This is a genomic window from Sphingobium trunci (assembly GCF_022664535.1).
Lineage (GTDB): Bacteria > Pseudomonadota > Alphaproteobacteria > Sphingomonadales > Sphingomonadaceae > Sphingobium.
On record NZ_JAKUJY010000002.1, the window covers coordinates 132,302 to 150,542 of the forward strand.

At 63.8% G+C, this 18,241-nt stretch carries 17 protein-coding genes; 12 read left to right on the forward strand and 5 right to left on the reverse strand.

The genetic code is table 11. The features are described 5' to 3' along the window. Positions 1-154 precede the first annotated feature (154 nt). The 8 genes from MJ601_RS02730 (at position 155) to MJ601_RS02765 (ending at position 8,369) form a co-directional block, all read left to right on the forward strand. The gene (locus MJ601_RS02730; protein ID WP_242123037.1) at positions 155-607 is read left to right on the forward strand and encodes a GatB/YqeY domain-containing protein; all 453 of its coding nucleotides are present in this window, start codon (positions 155-157) and stop codon (positions 605-607) included. 50 nt (positions 608-657) lie between these two features. Next, positions 658-1,059, forward strand: coding sequence for an endonuclease domain-containing protein (locus MJ601_RS02735; protein ID WP_242123038.1), 402 nt, complete (start codon positions 658-660; stop codon positions 1,057-1,059). 4 nt (positions 1,060-1,063) lie between these two features. Beyond that, complete coding sequence (dnaG, locus tag MJ601_RS02740) at positions 1,064-2,971, forward strand: DNA primase (RefSeq protein ID WP_242123039.1); 1,908 nt, start codon at positions 1,064-1,066, stop codon at positions 2,969-2,971. Positions 2,972-3,012: 41 nt separating this feature from the next. Beyond that, positions 3,013-5,058 (forward strand): RNA polymerase sigma factor RpoD, encoded by a 2,046-nt coding sequence (gene rpoD / locus MJ601_RS02745; protein ID WP_242123040.1) that lies wholly within the window; start codon positions 3,013-3,015, stop codon positions 5,056-5,058. 162 nt (positions 5,059-5,220) lie between these two features. Further along, positions 5,221-5,901: a DUF6975 family protein gene (locus MJ601_RS02750; protein ID WP_242123041.1), complete on the forward strand. Its 681-nt coding sequence runs from the start codon at positions 5,221-5,223 to the stop codon at positions 5,899-5,901. An 86-nt stretch (positions 5,902-5,987) separates the two neighbouring features. Further along, complete coding sequence (locus MJ601_RS02755; RefSeq protein WP_242123042.1) at positions 5,988-6,833, forward strand: AAA family ATPase; 846 nt, start codon at positions 5,988-5,990, stop codon at positions 6,831-6,833. 4 nt (positions 6,834-6,837) lie between these two features. Continuing rightward, a complete protein-coding gene (locus tag MJ601_RS02760; RefSeq protein ID WP_242123043.1) occupies positions 6,838-7,251 on the forward strand; it encodes a GFA family protein in 414 nt (137 codons plus the stop codon). A 95-nt stretch (positions 7,252-7,346) separates the two neighbouring features. Then, complete coding sequence (locus tag MJ601_RS02765) at positions 7,347-8,369, forward strand: hypothetical protein (protein ID WP_242123044.1); 1,023 nt, start codon at positions 7,347-7,349, stop codon at positions 8,367-8,369. A gap of 2 nt (positions 8,370-8,371) precedes the next feature. On the opposite strand, the gene MJ601_RS02770 is transcribed toward MJ601_RS02765, so the two are convergent. Then, on the reverse strand, positions 8,372-9,736 hold the full coding sequence (locus tag MJ601_RS02770; protein WP_242123045.1) for a methyl-accepting chemotaxis protein: 1,365 nt from the start codon (positions 9,734-9,736) through the stop codon (positions 8,372-8,374). A gap of 138 nt (positions 9,737-9,874) precedes the next feature. Here MJ601_RS02770 and MJ601_RS02775 point away from each other — a divergent pair, with 138 nt between their 5' ends. Then, positions 9,875-11,050: a vWA domain-containing protein gene (locus MJ601_RS02775; RefSeq protein WP_242123046.1), complete on the forward strand. Its 1,176-nt coding sequence runs from the start codon at positions 9,875-9,877 to the stop codon at positions 11,048-11,050. A 129-nt stretch (positions 11,051-11,179) separates the two neighbouring features. Here MJ601_RS02775 and MJ601_RS02780 read toward each other — a convergent pair whose 3' ends face one another. Both MJ601_RS02780 and MJ601_RS02785 read right to left on the reverse strand, forming a co-directional pair. Continuing rightward, complete coding sequence (locus MJ601_RS02780; RefSeq protein WP_242123047.1) at positions 11,180-11,455, reverse strand: hypothetical protein; 276 nt, start codon at positions 11,453-11,455, stop codon at positions 11,180-11,182. Between the two features lie 247 nt (positions 11,456-11,702). Then, complete coding sequence (locus tag MJ601_RS02785) at positions 11,703-12,791, reverse strand: anhydro-N-acetylmuramic acid kinase (protein ID WP_242123309.1); 1,089 nt, start codon at positions 12,789-12,791, stop codon at positions 11,703-11,705. Between the two features lie 146 nt (positions 12,792-12,937). Between MJ601_RS02785 and tyrS the strand changes: the two genes are divergently transcribed. Together tyrS and MJ601_RS02795 are read left to right on the forward strand one after the other, a co-directional pair. Beyond that, a complete protein-coding gene (gene tyrS / locus MJ601_RS02790) occupies positions 12,938-14,155 on the forward strand; it encodes a tyrosine--tRNA ligase (RefSeq protein ID WP_242123048.1) in 1,218 nt (405 codons plus the stop codon). 73 nt (positions 14,156-14,228) lie between these two features. Continuing rightward, positions 14,229-14,582 carry a PilZ domain-containing protein gene (locus MJ601_RS02795; protein ID WP_242123049.1) on the forward strand — a complete coding sequence of 118 codons (354 nt, stop codon included), beginning with the start codon at positions 14,229-14,231 and terminating at the stop codon, positions 14,580-14,582. On the opposite strand, the gene MJ601_RS02800 is transcribed toward MJ601_RS02795, so the two are convergent. Together MJ601_RS02800 and recG are read right to left on the reverse strand one after the other, a co-directional pair. Further along, on the reverse strand, positions 14,554-15,633 hold the full coding sequence (locus MJ601_RS02800) for a mechanosensitive ion channel family protein (RefSeq protein WP_242123050.1): 1,080 nt from the start codon (positions 15,631-15,633) through the stop codon (positions 14,554-14,556). The genes MJ601_RS02795 and MJ601_RS02800 overlap by 29 nt on opposite strands. A 94-nt stretch (positions 15,634-15,727) precedes the next feature. Beyond that, on the reverse strand, positions 15,728-17,791 hold the full coding sequence (gene recG, locus MJ601_RS02805) for an ATP-dependent DNA helicase RecG (protein WP_242123051.1): 2,064 nt from the start codon (positions 17,789-17,791) through the stop codon (positions 15,728-15,730). A 144-nt stretch (positions 17,792-17,935) separates the two neighbouring features. On the opposite strand from recG, the gene MJ601_RS02810 reads away from it, so the two are divergent. Beyond that, the gene (locus MJ601_RS02810) at positions 17,936-18,205 is read left to right on the forward strand and encodes an FAD assembly factor SdhE (protein WP_242123052.1); all 270 of its coding nucleotides are present in this window, start codon (positions 17,936-17,938) and stop codon (positions 18,203-18,205) included. Positions 18,206-18,241 lie beyond the last annotated feature (36 nt).

The window sequence follows — 18,241 nt, forward strand, 5'->3', positions numbered from 1 at the left end:
GGTCTTTTGGTCCTTTATGCTTTTTGCGGGAACCCGTCTGGAGCGGGTTAAACGGCCGGTCACCTATGCGGGTGAGGCCCTGCGGTCAACTCCTGTTAAAAATCTCTTTTGGCGTTATATCTGTACCTTTCCGGAAGAGACAGGATTCATTCGCATGATTCGCGACGCCATCAAAAGTGCCCAGATCGCAGCCATGAAGGCGAGGGAAAAGGACCGGCTGGCCGCCGTGCGGCTGATCCTCGCGAAGCTGAAGGACCGCGATATCGAACTGCGCACGGCGTCCAACGTGCCGGACGACGACATGGTGGTGGTCGAAGTGCTCCAGAAGATGGCGAAGCAGCGGCGCGAATCCATCGAGATGTTCAAGAATGGCGGACGCGATGAACTGGCGGCGAAGGAGCAGGCCGAACTGGACGTGATCGACGGCTTCCTGCCGCAGCAACTGAGCGAGGACGAGACAAGGGCCGCGATCGAAGGGATCAAGGCCGAGATCGGCGCCGCGAGCGTCAAGGATATGGGCAAGGTCATGGCGGTGCTGAAGGAACGGCATGGCTCGGTGATCGACATGAGCAAGGCCAGCGGACTGGTGAAGGCGGCCCTTTCCTGAGATTGCGTTGATGAAGCCCCTCCCGCTTGTGGGAGGGGTCGGGGTGGGTGATGGCGTTACGCATCAATGCAAAGCTCGGCCAACATGCGCGCACCATGCGCCATGAACCCACGGATCATGAAAGGCGCCTGTGGGCGCATTTGCGCGCGTCCCAGCTCGATGGGTCCAAGTTTCGCCGCCAGCCAGCGGTCGAGCCCTATATTTCCGACTTCCTCCGCCAACTCATTGGGCTGATCATGGAGGTTGACGACGACCGGCCCCTTCCCGAGCGGAACCGGCCACGTGATTTTGATTTGGCCCACCTCGGTTACAGCGTTCTGCGTTTTGCAAATGCCGCTATCCGTGACAATCTTGATGGCGTGCTGACAACGATCCTCGCCATGGCTCGGTCCCTGCCGGAGAGGCGGAGGATCACCCAGCCCAATCCCTCCCCTCAAAGGGAGGGGCTTTAAGGGCATGAGCCTCTCCCCCGCCTTTCTCGATGAGTTGCGTGCGCGGACTTCGCTCTCCACCCTGATCGGGCGGACGGTGAAGGTGCAGAAGGCCGGGCGCGAATATAAGGCCTGCTGCCCCTTTCATAACGAGAAGACGCCCAGCTTCACCATCAACGACGAAAAGGGCTTTTACCATTGTTTCGGCTGCGGCGCGCATGGGGACGCGATCCGCTGGATGACCGATCAGCGCGGCCTGCCCTTCATGGAGGCGGTCAAGGAGCTGGCGCAGGCGGCGGGCATGGACGTCCCGGCCCCCGATCCCCGCGCGGCCAAAAGGCAGGAGCAGGCCAGGGGGCTGCACGACGCCATGACGGCGGCGCAGGGCTTTTTCGAGGAACAGCTTGGCGCAATCGAGGGCGCGGAGGCGCGGGCCTATCTCCAGCGACGCGGGATCAGCGCGTCGACCGCCAGGATGTTCGGCTTCGGCTTTTCTCCCGATGGCCGCGGGCGGCTCAAGGCCGCGCTCAACGATTTTGGCGATCCTCTGCTCATCGAGGCCGGACTGCTGATCGATCCCGATGGCGCCGAGCCGGATGGCGGCAAAACCAGGAAACGCGACAGCTATGATCGTTTCCGCGGACGGTTGATGCTGCCGATCCGGGACATCAGGGGGCGCGTAATCGCCTTTGGCGGCCGCATTCTGGGCGCGGGAGAGCCCAAATATCTCAATTCCCCCGACACGCCGCTCTTCGACAAGGGGCGAACGCTCTACAATATCGATCGGGCGTCCCCTGCCAGCCGTCAGGCCGGGCGCGTCATCGTGGTCGAAGGCTATATGGACGTCATCGCCCTGGCACAGGCCGGTTTCGGCGAGGCTGTCGCGCCGCTCGGCACCGCATTGACCGAGCATCAGATCGAGCGGCTGTGGAAGATGAGTGATGTGCCGATCCTCTGTTTCGATGGCGACTCGGCAGGACAGAAGGCGGCGATTCGGGCGGCGACGCGCGCTCTCCCCCTGCTGCGTCCGGGAATGAGCCTTGCCTTTGCGACGCTGCCGGGGGGACAGGACCCGGACGACCTGATCCGCGCGGAAGGACCGGCAGCGATGGAAGCGGTGCTGGGCGCGGCCGAACCGCTGGTCGAGCGGCTCTGGAAATATGAGCAGGCAGCCGCCCCGCTGGAAACGCCGGAACAGAAAGCAGCGCTCAAACAACGGCTTTCGGCCATCACCGACGCGATCGCCCATCCCGATGTGCGGGCGCATTATGTCCATGCTTTTCGCGAGCGTTATGAAGCGCTGTTCTTCGCACGCCCGGCTTTCGGGGGACAGGCCCGGCCGCAACGGGGTGGCAGCGGAGCGCGGTCGGGCTGGCAGAGGGACAGGAAGGGCAATTGGAAGCCCCCTGTCCCGCCCGCCGGAAGCGAGGCGCGGGCGATCGGCGCCAGCGGCATGGAACAAAGGCTGCTCAGGGCTATTTTGGCCAGTCTGCTGCGGCATCCCGAACAGATCGCACTGCATCGGGAAATGCTTTCCGGACTGCGAATCGGCGACGCGGCGCTCGCCGAACTGCTGAACGCGATGATCGCGGCGTCATTCGGCAAAGAAACAGTTGAAACAGGTGGCCTCCTTACCATATTGGGGCAAGGTGAAGTGTATAATATGGCGAAGGGGATGCTTCGGGCCGACACGTTCACATTCACCCCCCACAGGATGAAAGCCGACGCCGATCGCGTGAAGCGCGATCTGGACGAGGCGATTCGGGTGATGGCGCAAGGACCGGAGCTGGAGGCTGCATTGGCGGAAGCCACCCGGCGGGCGAGAGAAGACCTCAACGAGGACAGCTTTGCCGAACAGCAAAGGGTCCGGCAGTTGAAGCTGGATCATGATCGCCGCCTGGCGGAACTGGCGCAGTCCGAAGATATTATATGATTGGATCGATCCCACCGGATCGGCGGAGTTAAGGCGAATAAATGGCGAGCAAGGCGAACAGCAAGAGTGCGGGCGAGGATGCGGATACTGGCGATGCACCGCTGCTGGATCTGAACGAGGCTTCGGTCAAGAAGCTGATCGCGCGTGCCAAGAAGCGCGGCTACATCACCTATGACGAGTTGAACGACGCCCTGCCGCAGGACCAGATGTCCTCCGAGCAGATCGAGGACATCATGTCCGCGCTCAACGAGATGGGTGTGAACATCGTCGAGAATGAGGAAGCCGGCGAAGACGGCGAGGATCAGCGCGACGACAGCGACGACGACAGCGGCGATGAATCCGCCGAGGATGATGGCTCGCCCCGCCCGGTCGCCGAGAAGAAGAAAGAAACCGTCGACCGCACGGACGACCCGGTGCGCATGTATCTGCGCGAAATGGGCGCAGTGGAACTTCTCAGCCGTGAGGGCGAGATCGCCATCGCCAAGCGGATCGAGGCGGGTCGCGACACCATGATTCTGGGCCTTTGCGAAAGCCCGACCACCTTCAACGCGATCATCGAATGGTCGACCGCGCTCAACAATGGCGAGATGCAGCTTCGCGAGATCCTCGATCTCGACGCGATGCTGTCCAAGGATCCTGCTCCGGAGAATCTGGAGGAAGGCGCCGAGGACGATGATGGCGAGATCAGCGAGAAGACCGCTGGCCCCAGCTTCAAGGAAGAAGAAGAGCCGGAGGAGGAATCCGCCGATTCCGACGAGGATGAGGACGGCCTGACCGAACGCCGCGCCCGCCGGATGGAAGAAGAAGAAGAGGAGGACAACACCCTCTCCCTCGCCCAGATGGAAGAGACCCTGAAACCGATGGCGCTGGAGAAATTCGCGACCATCACGGAGATTTTCCGCGCCTTCTCCGCCGCGCAGGAATCGCGCATGATCGCCATGGCGATCGGCGAGACGTTGAGCCAGAAGGATGAGGACGAATATCAGGAGCTGCGCGAGCAGCTGACCGCCGAGGTCGAGAGCGTCCAGTTCCACCAGCAGAAGATCGAATATCTGGTCGACCAGCTCTATGCCTATAACCGGCGCCTCACCGCGCTGGGCGGGCAGATGCTGCGCCTGGCCGAGCGCCACAAGGTCAGCCGCAAGGATTTCCTCGATCGCTATGTGAACCACGAGTTGGACGATGGCTGGCTCGACAAGGTGTCGGGGCTGGACAAGAAATGGGCCGCCTTCGCCGCCGCCGAGGGCCGCGCCGTCGAGCGTATCCGCACCGAAGTCAGCGAGATCGCGCAGGCGACCGGCATGTCGCTGTCGGAATTCCGCCGCATCGTCAACATGGTGCAGAAGGGCGAGCGCGAGGCGCGCATCGCGAAGAAGGAAATGGTCGAGGCGAATCTACGTCTCGTGATTTCCATCGCTAAAAAATATACGAACCGCGGCCTGCAATTCCTTGATCTTATTCAGGAAGGCAATATCGGCCTGATGAAGGCGGTCGATAAGTTCGAATATCGCCGCGGCTACAAGTTCAGCACTTATGCCACCTGGTGGATCAGGCAGGCGATCACCCGTTCGATCGCGGATCAGGCGCGGACCATCCGCATTCCGGTCCATATGATCGAGACGATCAACAAGCTGGTCCGCACCAGCCGCCAGTTCCTGCACGAACAGGGCCGCGAGCCGACTCCGGAGGAGATGGCCGAGCGCCTGTCCATGCCGCTGGAAAAGGTGCGCAAGGTGATGAAGATCGCCAAGGAGCCGATCTCCCTCGAAACGCCGATCGGCGATGAGGAGGATTCGCACCTGGGCGACTTCATCGAGGACAAGAATGCGATCATCCCGGTGGATGCCGCGATCCAGGCGAACCTCAAGGAAACCGTCACCCGTGTTCTGGCTTCGTTGACGCCGCGTGAAGAACGCGTGCTGCGGATGCGCTTCGGCATCGGCATGAACACCGATCATACGCTGGAGGAAGTCGGCCAGCAGTTCAGCGTGACTCGCGAACGCATCCGCCAGATCGAGGCGAAGGCGCTCCGCAAGCTGAAGCATCCCAGCCGCAGCCGCAAGATGCGCAGCTTCCTCGATCAATAAGCGATTCCCCGACAGGAAGAGCGCGGGGCACGGCAAAATGATCCGAAAAGGGCGGCTTTTGGGTCGCCCTTTTTTGTTGGCGTAAACTCCTCTTTTACCTCGCTTCTCTACGGTCGCGGAACAGCGCCCCGATGGCTTGTCCGGAGCGCGCAGGGGATGATGATGAGCGAAGCAGCACCGCGTTATCAATTTGGCGATGTATCGCATGTTCTGGACGCCCTGGTGGCGGCGGACGGCACCGCGGGTCATGGCTATGCCAGCGGCGCGCGCGCCAGCCTGGGGCCCAATGCGACGCTATCGCTGCCGGACCTGGCCGATGCGGCCCATTATCTCTGTCTTCTCCACGGCCGGCATCCGGGTGTGATCGACCATGCCGCCACACGTTCGGCGGACAATGCCGCCCGCGCTTGGCTGATTCAGGCAGCGGACGGCTTTGCACGGGAGCGGACCTATCTGACCCAGGTGACCGTCGCGGTCGGGCCCGCGCCCAGCACCGCGGGGCAAAGCGACTGCGAAACCGTCGTCAGCCAGCAGCGTCACGCACTCGACATGCTGGCCCAGTCGGACCGGCGTGGCTGTGCCATGGGCGCGGCCATTGCGCTGGTGCTGGATTGGCGATCGGTCCGGCACATTTTGGACATCGCCGCGATTCGCGTGGGAGTGGAGCCGCATGGCTGCGACCTGCCCGATCGTGGTTCCACGCTGGAGGTCGCGCGCGCCATTGGCGGCGACGACGCGATCGACCGGGCCATCCTTTTTGGTGCGCGCCAGTTGTTGAACCAGCATCGCGGCCTTTGGGACGTGCTCCAGGCCCGGGCCAAAATTCGCGCTCGCAAGGGCTGATCGCGAAAAAACACGCATAAAGCATTTGCTCCGCTGCCCCGCTTTGCCATAACCGGTCTGGAACATGGGCAGGATGAGTGAAGAATATGCGGTTTGAAGGCACGCAGGATTATGTCGCCACCGATGATCTGAAGGTGGCCGTCAACGCCGCGGTGCTGCTTCGCCGCCCCCTTCTGGTGAAGGGCGAGCCGGGCACGGGCAAGACCGTGCTGGCGCAGGAAATCGCCAAGGCGCTGGACGCCCCCCTGATCGAATGGAACGTCAAGTCGACCACCAAGGCTCATCAGGGCCTGTATGAATATGACGCAGTCGCCCGTCTGCGCGACGGCCAACTGGGCGATCCCCGCGTTCATGAGATCAGCAACTATATCCGCAAGGGCAAGCTGTGGGAGGCTTTCACCTCTCCCACCCTGCCCGTGCTGCTGATCGACGAGATCGACAAGGCCGACATCGAATTTCCCAACGATCTGTTGCAGGAACTCGATCGCATGGCCTTCCATGTCTATGAAACGGGGGAGACGATCGCGGCCAAGGAACGGCCGGTGGTGGTCATCACCTCCAACAATGAGAAGGAATTGCCGGACGCTTTCCTGCGCCGCTGCTTCTTCCACTATATCAAATTCCCCGATCGGGAGACGATGCAGGCGATCATCGACGTGCATTTCCCCGGCATCCAGAAGATCCTGGTGAACCGGGCGCTGGAAATCTTCTATGAGATCCGGGACGTTCCCGGCCTCAAGAAGAAGCCGTCGACCAGCGAATTGCTCGACTGGTTGAAGCTGATCCTGGCCGAGGACATGCCGCTGGAGGTCTTGCAGGAGCGCGATCCGACCAAGGCCATTCCCCCGCTGCACGGCGCGCTGCTCAAGAATGAGCAGGATGTCATGATGTTCGAACGGCTCGCCTTCATGGCACGCCGGCAGGGCCGCTGAACCCATGCCCCATGGTGCTGGGTGCCTGTGTGGACAGGTGCGGATCAGCATCGATGCGGAACCGATGGCGGCGCGCATGTGCTGGTGCCGCCTCTGCCAATATCTGGGCGCGGGATCGGGCACGGTGAATGTCTGCTTCCCGTCCGACAAAGTGAACATAAAGGGCGAAGTGCGTTGGTATGCGAGCATCGCGGATAGCGGCAATGCCATGCGGCGCGGCTTTTGCCCCGAATGCGGAACACCGTTGGTCAGCATGGCCGAATCGCGGCCGCATCTGACCTTCATTCGTGCCGGCGCGCTGGACGATCCCGATCTGAAGGCGCCCGAAGCCGTCATCTGGACGGGCACGGCGCCTGACTGGGCGCATCTCGACCCGAATCTGCCCCATTTTCCTGCACAAATGCCGCCGGTTGCTTAAAAGCCTGCTTGCACCGGCGCCGCATTTCGGCTCAACCTTTCCTTCTGCCATTCAAAGCCGCGCAAAGACGGCCATGAATTTTGGGAAGGATGCCAATGCCCAAGCGTGCGTTGTCCTTTTTAACGGCCGTGCTGGCCCTGTCAGCGGCCGCGATGGTGCATGCAGCCGAAAATGGGGAAGCCTGGACACCGACCGCGACCGCTTTGCGGGCCGATGCCGCAGGGATCGCCCTGCCTCAGACCGTCGCGGGATTGTCGCTGTCGAAAAGCGGCGAGGTGTCCAACGGTGGCAAGGGCATCGATAACTACGCACAATATCTGTCGGATGACGGGGCGATCCAGGCGACGCTGTACGTCTATATGCCGAGCTATGCCGACGCATCCCTGGCCGCCTATATGACCGACAAGGCGATCATGGACCGTTTCGGCGCGAAGACCCGGCGCACCGCCTATGCCAGCATTGCGGCGGCGGGGCATGCGAACGGCGCGATCCGGGCGGTCTATGACGATGCGGCGGATGGCGCGCTCACGACGGCGGCCGCCTTTGTCCATGCCGGGCGGTGGCTGGTGAAGCTGCGGATCACCGGCCCGTCGGAGCGGCGCAAGGAGATATTGGCGGGCCTCGACGGGATGGTGAACGGCCTGCAATTTGACGATGCTTCGGCCATTCAGTCCACGACTCCGGCCAAATTCGCAGCCTGTCCGGCGGGCGACCGCGAGGATGCCCGCATCACCGGTCCTTCCGCTGCCGCGCCGGTTGCCAGCGCCATGCCGAGGGAAGGAAGTGCGACCCTGTGCATCCGGGATCAGGTCAGGACGGCCGAGGGCAGTTACGACATGCTACAGCAAGCCGGCGTCAAGGGCGGCGCGATCATCGTTCCGGTGGACGATGCGGGCACGGTGCTGGCCTTCGATCCTGCGCGGAACGGCCAGGGCTATCAGCTTTCCATTCATTCGGTCGGGCAGACCGATCTCTATGGCGTCTATGACAAGATACCCAGCCCCCGCCAGATCGCACAGATTTTGGACGGCAAGGATCCGCAGACAGCCCAGGCCGGTACCGTTGCGGCTTTTGCGGCGAACGGCGAAGTGACCCTGCGCAGCGCAACCAGTCGCTGATCTCAGATCAGATAGCCGACTTCGTACAGGCCCCAGCGGCGGCTACGGAAGATCAGCGGCACGAAGACGCTGCGCAGGGCGCGATAGCGGCCTTCGCCCAGATCCTGCCGGTAGGTGAAGAGGAAGAAATCCCCCTCTCCGTCGAGGGCGCTGCGGGTCTGGCTGTCCATGAATATCTGCCGGTTGCGGGCATTTTCCATGTTCCAGCGCCACTGTCCGGGCCGTTGGGGCTGACTGCGCGCGCTGATATGGGTCGGCAGATAGCCGTTCATGTCCACCAGGCAACAACCGACGATGGCTGAATCCTGTGCCGTCCTGCGATCCAGCAAGGGGCGCACATATTGATCGGCAAAGGCGGTGAAGCCATTTTCATATTGCGCCGGTTCCGACCCCGGCACAGGCCGATAGGCCGTATCGAACAGGCGATCCATGTCGAGCAACTGTCGCTCGAAAGCCTGTTCGATCAACGCCATCACTTCCACGGCACCCTCTTCGGCCAGGGCGATATAGCGGCTGTTGCGCGTGACATGGCCGCCATGCGCCGAGCTGTTCAGCATGGCATTCGCCATCCCCTCCAGCCGCTCCAGCTGTCCCCGCACCGTTTCGACGCGGGTGGCGCTCTCCGTCGAGGACTGGCTGAACAGCGAAAGGCCCTGCCGCAATGCATTGACATCGCCATCCGCCTCGTCGGTGCAGTTGACGATGCTGTCGGAACGCTCGCCGAACTGCGTCACCAGCGAGGCGATTTCGGCCATTGTGACGCGCAACGTGTCGATATGGGCGCCTGCGTCACGCCCCCGGGCAATATTGGCTTCCACCCCGCCGATGAGCTGACGGGCATCGCGATCGAGTTGCCCCAGCTTGTCGCCGACCGAGGCGGCCGAATCCCCCGCCTGCCCTGCCAGGCGGCGGATTTCGTCAGCCACCACGGCAAAACCCAGGGTCGCTTCACCACCGCGCGCGGCCTCGATCGCGGCATTGACGCCCAGCAGCCGGGTCTGGCGGGCGATGGTGCCCAGTTCGTCCGATATGCCGCCTACCGTCTCGATGACGTCCAGAAAGCGGCGAAGGCGCCCCTCCAGACCCGTCACATTCTCGATAAGCTGCATCACCTGCCCCAGCGACTGGGTGATGGCGTCATGCCCTTCGGCGATGATCCTGCCGGCTCGGCGGGCAGTGAGGCTGAGTTCCTGGGCGGCGAGGACACTTTCATTCTGGCTGACGGCCAGCGCCTCCATATTCGACTGCAATTCGGCAAGGCGCGCGGAATCGTTCTGGATGCGGAGATTCAACTCGCCCAGGAAGCCAGCGGTTTCGCTGCACTGCAATGCGATGTCGCCCGATCGTTCCCCAAGGTCGGTCAACAAGTGCTCGTTTTCCAATGATACCCCGCCCGTTCCGCCCGATATGGATACTGCCTTGTTAACCTTGCATTGCAACACTTAACATTCCGACAACGGCCAGAGCTTGCATCATTCGCGATGCTGGAAGAGAAGGGTCGCACTATGATGCTCAATTTTCTCGATGCGCTCCGCTCTGCCGGCATCCCCGCCAGTATCAAGGAGCATCTGCTGCTGCTCGAAGCGCTGGACCGCGACGTGATCGGTCAGCGGCCCGAGGACTTCTATTATCTCGCCCGTGCGACCTATGTGAAGGACGAGGGGCTGCTGGACCGCTTCGACCAGGTGTTCGCCCGCGTTTTCAAGGGCGTGCTGGGCACGGACGGGGTCGAGGCGGAGATTCCGGAAGAATGGCTGCGGCTGGTGGCGGAGAAATTCCTGAGCCCCGAGGAGATGGAGAAGATCAAGTCGCTGGGTAGCTGGGACGAGATCATGGAGACGCTGAAGAAGCGGCTGGAGGAGCAGAAGGAGCGGCATCAGGGCGGCAACAAATGGATCGGCACTGGCGGCACATCCCCCTTCGGCCATGGCGGCTATAATCCCGAAGGCGTGCGAATCGGTGGCGAAAGCCGCCACAAGCGCGCCATAAAGGTCTGGGAAAAGCGGGAATTCGCCAATCTCGACAACACGAAGGAACTGGGCACCCGCAACATCAAGGTGGCGCTGCGGCGGTTGCGGCGCTTCGCGCGGGAAGGCGCGGCCGACGAACTGGACCTGGACGAGACCATCCGGGGCACAGCGCGGCAGGGCTGGCTGGATATCCGGATGCGGCCGGAACGGCACAATGCGGTCAAGCTGCTGCTGTTCCTGGACGTCGGCGGATCGATGGACCCCTTCATCAAGCTGTGCGAAGAGATGTTTTCCGCGGCGACCAGCGAATTCAAGAATATGGAATTCTTCTACTTTCACAACTGCCTGTACGAGGGCGTTTGGAAGGATAATCGCCGCCGCTTTTCGGAGCGGACGCCGACCTGGGACGTCCTGCACAAATATGGCCATGACTATAAGGTGATCTTCGTCGGCGACGCGGCGATGAGCCCCTATGAGATCAGCCATCCCGGCGGATCGGTAGAGCATATGAACGAGGAGGCGGGCGCCGTGTGGCTGGGCCGCGTCACCCATACCTATCCCGCCGCCGTGTGGCTGAACCCGTCGCAGGAGGCGCATTGGGGCTACAGCCAGTCGACCGCGATCATCCGCGAGATCATGAACGATCGCATGTACCCGCTGACCATCGAGGGGATCGATGCGGCGATGCGGGAACTGACCCGCAAGCGGTAGGATCTGGGTGACATAGGTGACACGATGAAGGCGCCGGACGGCGCCCTTTCCGTGAATTTTCCGACAGGGTCAAAGAGCCGTCCTGACCCTAACGGAACCGGACGGCTGTAGGACAGGAAAATCCGACCGTCACTCGTCCGTCAGGCACCATGTCTGTTCGGCGGGGCAATTTCGCTCCGGATGGTCGCCATCGGGATTGTCGCCCCAGACCGGGCTGTCCCATGTCGGCCCGTTGCCGTCGAAGCTGCCATCCTTGCCGCATAGCTGCTTTTCAGGCTTGCAGCGGCGTTCGGGGTGATCCCCCTTGGGCTTGTCCTTCAGGGTGGGGGCGGCCAGGGACGGGGTCGACAGGACCAGGCAGGATGCCAGGCCTGCCAGGGCGAAGCGGCGCAGATAAGGGTGCATGATGAAGTTTCTCCCCGCGTCGGATGACGCGAGAAGCATGATATCCGTTTCGGGCGGGCACCCGCTCTGGGCATAGGGGTTAGACCGTAAACGCCTGATCCGATGCGCCGTCCCTCCTGAAGGGCTTAGAGCATCGTGCGCAAAAGTGGGCGAGCCGGAGGCATGTGACTCCTTGCCCGGGTTTTGCGCTTGAAACGATGCGAAAACAAAAACCAGAGCGCGCGACTTGCGTCCGTGGGGCGGAGGCTCAGGATGGATCGAACAGGACGCCGCCGGTCATGGGTTCCGGCGCGCCGGTGGTGCCGGGGAAGCTGATCGGCAGCTTTTTCAGGTGACGGACGGCCATATAGGCAAAGCCCTGCGCTTCGAGCGCATCGCCGTCCCAGCCCAGTTCATCCACCGGGCGGACCTGTGCGCCGGTCCGTTCCGCCAGCATCCGCATCAGCGTCGCATTGTGACGCCCGCCGCCCGCGACATGGATATGCGCGGGGCGTTCGGGCAGATGGTCGAGGCCGCGAGCCACGGCGGCGGCTGAAAAGGCCGTCAGGGTCGCCGCGCCATCCTCCAATGTCAGCCCGCGTACCGCGTCGATGGTGAAGGCTTCGCGATCGATGCTCTTCGGCGGCGCCACGGCGAACCAGGGGTCCGAAAGCATGGCCGCGAGCCGGGCTTCGTCGACCTTGCCCTTCGCCGCGCACGAGCCGTTTTCGTCGAAGCCGCGGTCGCTGTGCGTCTGCATCCAGTTGTCGATCAGGCCGCTCGCCATGCCGGTGTCGAAGGCGGTGATCTCTCCGCTGGAGGCGATGGCGGTGATGTTGGCGACGCCGCCCAGATTGAGGATGGCGACAGGCTTGGGCAGGCCGTGCGCCAGCGCGCGATGATAGACGGGCAGCAGCGGGGCGCCCTGCCCGCCCGCGGCGACGTCGGCGCTGCGCAGGTCGGCGACCACCGGAATGCCGAAGGCGCCCGCAAGGGACGCGCCGTCGCCGATCTGCCAGGTCCAGCGCCATTCGGGACGATGCGCGACGGTGTGGCCGTGGAAGCCGATGACCGCGATGTCCTGCGCGATATGGCCGCTGCGGCCCAGCAGATCCGCGACCGCCTCGACATGGAGTTCGGTGAGTTCCTGCTCGACCGCCTGGATCAGCGGTTCGAAACCCGGCCTCTCCATCGTCATGGCGCGCTGGCAGGCTTCGGCGAGGCGCAGCCGGAAGCCGTCATGATAGGGCCTGGCGTGGAAGGCGATTCCCCGGCTGGCCCCTTCCCCGTCGGTTTCGATCAGCGCGGCGTCGATGCCGTCGCGCGACGTGCCCGACATGAGGCCGATTGCCAGCATTTTCGACGACACCGCATTTCCTCCATTGCGAGCCTCCTCTTTAGAGAAGTGGAGGCCTTCGACAAGCTCAGGCCGAATGGAGGTGAGTTTTTCGCTTCCACGGAGGGTTTTCCGCGCGATGAGCCGATGCTACAGCGCGCGGCGTCATGACCAGCTACACATCCGATCTGCTCCGCCTGCTGGAAGCGCGCGGTTACATCCATCAACTGACCGACGCGGAGGGGCTGGACGCCCTCGCCGCCAGGCAGATCGTGCCCGGCTATATCGGCTTCGACCCGACGGCGCCCTCGCTGCATGTCGGGCATCTGGTGTCGATCATGATGCTGCGCCAGTTGCAGAAGGCCGGGCACAAGCCGATCGTGCTGATGGGCGGCGGCACCGGCAAGATCGGCGATCCGAGCTTCAAGGACGAGGCGCGCAAGCTGCTGACGACCGACCTGATCGCGGAGAACGTCGCCAGCATCAAGCGGGTATTCGCCCGTTTCCTGACCTTCGGCGACGGGCCGACCGACGCGATCATGGTCGACAATGCCGACTGGCTCGACAAGCTGGAATATATCCCGTTCCTGCGCGACATCGGCCAGCATTTCTCGGTCAACCGGATGCTGAGCTTCGATTCGGTGAAGCTGCGGCTGGACCGGGAGCAGTCGCTCTCTTTCCTCGAATTCAATTACATGATCCTTCAGGCCTATGATTTTCTGGAACTGTCGCGGCGTTCGGCCTGCCGGCTCCAGATGGGCGGGTCGGACCAGTGGGGCAATATCGTCAACGGCGTCGAGCTGGCCCGGCGCGTGGACGGAACCCAGGTCTTCGGCCTCACCACGCCGCTGCTGACCAATGCGGACGGCAGCAAGATGGGCAAGACCGTGGGCGGCGCGGTGTGGCTGAACGAGGATCAGCTTTCGAACTATGATTACTGGCAGTTCTGGCGAAACACCGCCGACGCCGACGTCGCCAACCGGCTGCGGCTGTTCACCGACCTGCCGATGGAAGAGGTGGAGCGGCTGGCCGCCCTGCAGGGGGCGGAGATCAACGACGCGAAGAAGATCCTGGCCAATGAGGCGACGGCCCTGTGCCGGGGCGCCGAGGCGGCCGCCCTGGCGGCGGAAACGGCGCGCAGGACCTTCGAGGAAGGCGCTTCGGACGCCAATCTGCCGACCGTGTCGCTTGGCGCGGAAGGGCTGAACATCGTCCAGGGCACGGCGGCGCTGGGCTTTGCCGCGTCCAACAAGGAAGTGCGGCGCAAGCTGGCGGAGGGCGCCATAAGGGTGAATGGCGAGGTGGTCAGCGATCCCGCGCTGGCGCTGAAGGCGGGCGACAAGGTCAGCTTCGGCGCGAAGAAGCACGGCATCGTAACCATCTGATATATCTGGCGTCAACGGCGCGCTAACCATATCCGGTAAGAAAGAGGCTATCTTACTTAACTAGGTTAGCGGCATGCCTTCGGTGTTCGCAAACCTCGGTCATCTCAACCTGTCGCGCGATCCTTCGGTCGACCAGCGACGGGCGCAACGCGATCTGGTGGACATGGTGAGCCATATCACCGCGCTGGGCCGCACCCATGGCGCACGGATCATCAACATCTCCGCGCTGGGACTGATGTGCCGGACCGACGCGCTGCTCGAAATCGGGCAGCGCGTCACCGTCTGGCTGCCGGTGGTGACAGATTGCGCCGCCGAAGTGCGCTGGGTCGAGGATGGCCGGATCGGCATGGAATTTGTCGGGACGATCGAACCGCGCACCTATGACGCGATGCTTTCGCTCATCCCGCCACGACAGACGGCCTGGTAGGCCCCTCCTCCATTTCGACAAGATGGCGTGAGCGGACCAGCGCCTGCGGCATGTGCGTGCGCAGATAATCCAGCATCGCTTCGCGCACCTCGCAGCGCAGGTCGAAGGCGATGCCGGCGTTCCGGGCGCTGAGGAGGCCACGCAGTTCCAGCGCGTCCGCCCGGTGGTCGGTCACCTGCAGGATCGCCACCCGGCCGTCCCAGCGGCTGTTGGACTTGACCGTTTCGATGAATTTGGCGCGGATCGGCTCGATCTCCGTCGCGGGGTCGACATAGAGGAATACGGTGCCGAGCAGGTCGGACGTTCTGGTCGTCCAGTTCTGGAACGGCTTTTCGAGGAAGGTGGAGACAGGCACGATCAGGCGGCGGTCGTCCCAGATGCGGACGACCACATAGGTCAGCTTGATATCCTCTATGCGGCCCCATTCGCCCTCTATGACGACGACGTCGTCCAGCCGGACGGGTTCGGAAAAGGCCATCTGGATGCCCGCGATGAGGTTCTTGAGCGCGGGCTGGGCGGCGGCGCCGACCGCGAGCCCGGCAAGACCCGCCGAAGCCATCAGCGTGACGCCGACGGTGCGGACGCCGGGGATCATCATCAGCATCAGCGAGAGGATGAGGAAGCCGATGATGCACTGCGCCACGCGGTAGAGGATGCGGATGCGGGTATGCTGGCGCCGGGCCTTCAGATTGTCCTCGACGGTGATGTCGCTGCGCCGTTCGAGCAGGACGCGGCCGGCGCGCATCGCGGCGAAGATCAGCCAGCCGTTCAGCAGGATGAACAGCATCTTCGAGCCGATCGACCAGATCGCCTCCACATTGGGGGCGAAGGTCAGGGGCTGGATGCCCGCGGCCAGGGTCATCAGGACGATGATCCAGCGGGTCGGCTGATAGAGGGCGGGCAGGATGACCGGCTCCACGCGCATCCGGCGGGCGATGCGGATGGCCGCCCAGTAAGCGAGCCAGTGGAGGAGGAAGGCGACCGCTACCGACAGGAGGATGGAGATCGCCGCCATCGGCGTGATGTGGTGCAGGCTGATGTCCGATTGCATGGATTGGCAACGGCCCGCGCCAGCGATGGTTTCGCGGGCGCAGCGATTCGTCGCGGGATCGAGGCCGCCTGTCTATCGCGCGAGCATCCCGGCTTCAGCCGCTGCGCAACAGGCCCACCGCCGCGTCGCGTTCGAACAGGTAGAGGCAGGTTCTGGCCGCCTCGCCCCTCGCTTCGGTCAGGCCTCCGTCGCGGTCGATCAGCAGGTGGGCGTCGTCGCGGGCGGAATCGAGCAGGGCGGAGAGATGTTCGGGGGTGGCGAGCTTGAGCTGGGCTTCGCCCGACTGGCGGGTGCCCAGGATTTCACCCGCACCGCGCAGGCGAAGATCCTCCTCCGCGATGCGGAAGCCGTCATTGGTTTCCCGCATCAGCGCGAGCCGGGCGCGGGAGGTTTCGGAGAGGGCGCTACCGCGCAGCAGGATGCAGACCGAGTGGTTCTGGCCCCGGCCCACCCGGCCCCGGAGCTGGTGGAGTTGCGCGAGGCCGAAGCGTTCGGCGCCTTCGATGATGATGAGGTTGCTGTTGGGGACGTCGACGCCCACTTCGATGACCGTGGTGGCGACGAGGATTTTCGTGCGGGCCGACGCGAAAGCCTCCATCGCGGCATCCTTGTCCGGACCCTTCATGCGGCCGTGGACGAGGCCCACCAACTCGCCGAAGCGCATCTTCAACATTTCGGCGCGGGCTTCGGCGGCGGCCTGATCGCTGGTTTCGCTTTCCTCGACCAGCGGGCAGACCCAATAGGCCTGGCCGCCGCCTTCGACATGGCGGGCGAGCGCCTCGACCACTTCGTCGAGGCGGCTGGCGGACATCACCACCGTCTGGATCGGCTGGCGGCCCGGCGGCATCTCGTCCAGGCGGGAGACGTCCATCTCACCATAATAGGTCAGCGTCAGCGTGCGCGGGATGGGGGTGGCGGTCATCACCAGAAGGTGCGGCGTGCGCTCCGCCTTGGCGGCGAGCATCATGCGCTGGGCGACGCCGAAGCGATGCTGTTCGTCGATCACGGCGAGGGCGAGATTCCTGTAGCGCACCGCCTCCTGGAAGATGGCGTGGGTGCCGACGAGGATGTCGATGCTGCCGTCCGCAAGGCCCATCAGGGTGGATTCGCGGGTCTTTCCCTTCTCGCGGCCGGTGAGGATGGCGATGGTGACCGGCAGGCCGGATGCCATGGCGCGCAGCGTCTCATAATGCTGGCGGGCGAGGATTTCGGTGGGGGCGAGGAGCGCGCCCTGGGCGCCCGCCTCCACCGTGTTGAGCAGCGCCATCAGGGCAACCAGCGTCTTGCCCGAGCCTACATCGCCCTGGAGGAGGCGGAGCATGGGGATGGGCTGCGCCATGTCGCCTTCGATTTCCCCGAAGGCGCGGCGTTGGGCGCCCGTGGGGGCGAAGGGCAGTTTCAGCATGGCGCGCAGGCGGCCGTCTCCCTCGATCGGGACGCCCCGGCGCTTGCGGGAGGATTGGCGGACCAGCATCAGCGCGAGCTGCCCCGCGAAGATTTCGTCATAGGCGAGGCGCTCGCGGGCCTTGGCATCGCCGGGGTCGGCATGGATGCGGCTCAGGGCCTCGCGCCATGCGGGCCAGCCTTTTTGGCCAAGCAGGCTGGGTTCGATCCATTCGGGGAGATCCGGGGCGCGGCTCAGGGCCTGGGCGGCGAGGTCGCGCATGCGGTTGTTGGTGAGACCTTCCGACAGGCCGTAGACCGGCTCTCGCGAGGGGATGGTGGCGGCTTCTTCCGGCGGGAGCACATAGTCCGGGTGGACGATCTGGAGATTGTCGCCATAGGCCTCCAGCTTGCCGGAGATGAATTTGGGCTCATGGAGCGGCAGCAGCTTGCGGGGCCAGGCGCTGTTGCGGCCGAAATAGACCAGGGCGACGGTGTTGCCATGCCTGTCCTGCGCGATGACGCGGAAGGGCGCGCGGGCGCTGCCGGAGGCGCGGTAGTCGATCGGGGTGAGCTGGATGCCGATGACGCGGCCTGAGTCGCTCAAGGCGAGTTCGTCGACCATGCGGCGGTCGATGAAGGTGACCGGCAGGTGAAAGGCGACGTCGACGGCACGGGCCAGCCCCAGCCGCTCCAGCGGCTTGGCGAGCGCGGGGCCGACGCCCTTGAGCGCTTCGATTTCGGTGAAGAGTGGGTTGAGGATATCGGGTCGCATGGCTATCTGACGGCGTCTAGAGCATTTTCGAGCCGGACGGTATGTCCGGCGGCTTGGAAAATGCGGCAAACGAAAAACTCCAGCCGGGACGGTGGCTCAAACATCCGATCGGCGATCTTGGCATGTCTGCGCAAGGAACAAATTGTGAACGAAGATCCCCGTATCCGCCGCCTGCAATTCCGGGCCTGGCATCGTGGCATCAAGGAAGCGGACCTCGCCGTGGGTGGTTTCTTCGATCGCTACCATGCCGAATGGGGTGAGGAAGAAATCCGGTGGTTCGAGCGCTTCATGGATGAGCAGGATGCCGACATCATGGCCTGGGCCATGGGGACGCTGCCGGTGCCGCAGGAATGGCAGGGACCGATGTGGGACAGGTTCGCCAGGCTGGATTTCGTGGAGATCGGGAAGAAATAAGCTCCTCCTTTGCGGACTGACCTGCCCTCCCCCAAC